The following is a 1,051-nucleotide window of genomic DNA, read 5'->3' on the forward strand; positions in this document are numbered from 1 at the left end:
CGACGCCGGCGCGGGTCCCGGTGGCGCGACTGTCCAGGTCCCGGGGGCCGAGGCGGGTGCGGGACCGGGCGGGGCCGGCGCGTGCGTCGGACCCATCTGCACTCCCTGACGCCTCCGCTGGATGTACTGCGGCTAGACGACCACCGCGACAGCGAAGCCGTCCCAGTTCTTGGTGCCGACCGTCTGGATCGCAGCGGCGTCCAGCCGCGGGTGGTCGCCGATCATCTCGAGCATGTCGCGTACCGCGCGGGCCTGCCGGTCGTCGGGCGCGGGGTCCAGCACCCGGCCCATCCGGGTGACGTTGTCGACCACGATGACCGAACCCGGATGGCCGAGCTGGACCGCCCACTCGACATAGGCGACGTTGTTCTCCTTGTCGGCGTCGATGAACACCAGGTCGAACGGGTCACCGCCGGCGAGCGTGGGCAGGGTGTCCAGGGCGGCGCCGACGATCACCTCGACCCGGTCGGCGACGCCGGCGCGGGCGAGGTTGGCCCGCGCCACCTCGGCGTGCGCGGGTTCGAATTCCAGCGTGACGACGTGTCCGCCCGCCCCGACACCGCGGGCCAAATTGATGGTGCTGTAGCCGGCGAGCGTGCCGATCTCGAGAACGCGGTGCGCTCCGCTGATCGCCGTGAGAAGTCGCAGCAGCGCCCCGTGCTGCGCCGACACCTCGATCGCCGGCATGTTCGCCGCGCTCGCCGACTCCCTCGCGGCGATCAGCGCGTCGTCCTCGGTGTGCAGCAGCGCGGTGAACATCTCGTCGACGGCGCGTGGATCCGGCTCGGTCACCGGCCACACGTTAGCCGAACCGCACCCCCTCGTTGGCGTACACGACCCGCAGCACATGGCCGACCTCCGGGCCCATCACGGCCTCGGTGAGCGCGCAGTAGGTGGCGACGAACTGCGGCCCGTGCGGCGGCTCGGCGTCGCACAGGTGGTGCGCGATCTCGTGCAGCACCACCAGTTCCCGCAGCGCCCAGGTGCTCTGCCGCTCGGGCACCGCGATGACGGCGCCGGCGCCGGTGCGCTCGTAGTGGGCGGCGGTGAC

The 1,051-nt window shown here is 72.4% G+C and carries 2 protein-coding genes; both read right to left on the minus strand.

Annotated features, from left to right (window positions below; genetic code table 11):
• Nucleotides 1–132: 132 nt before the first annotated feature.
• Nucleotides 133–759: an O-methyltransferase gene (locus tag Q2100_RS31410; RefSeq protein ID WP_407667736.1), complete on the minus strand. Its 627-nt coding sequence runs from the start codon at nt 757–759 to the stop codon at nt 133–135.
• 43 nt (nt 760–802) lie between these two features.
• Nucleotides 803–1,051 (minus strand): TIGR04338 family metallohydrolase (locus Q2100_RS31415; protein ID WP_302917148.1); only part of this gene is annotated, 249 nt, incomplete at its 5' end.

The organism is Mycolicibacterium arseniciresistens (genome assembly GCF_030519285.1).
Lineage (GTDB): Bacteria > Actinomycetota > Actinomycetes > Mycobacteriales > Mycobacteriaceae > Mycobacterium > Mycobacterium arseniciresistens.

What these genes read in the sequence shown, in the direction of transcription:
- Q2100_RS31410 (WP_407667736.1), bottom strand. Translation starts at nt 759, where the DNA reads ATGTTCACCGCGCTGCTGCACACCGAGGACGACGCGCTGATCGCCGCG.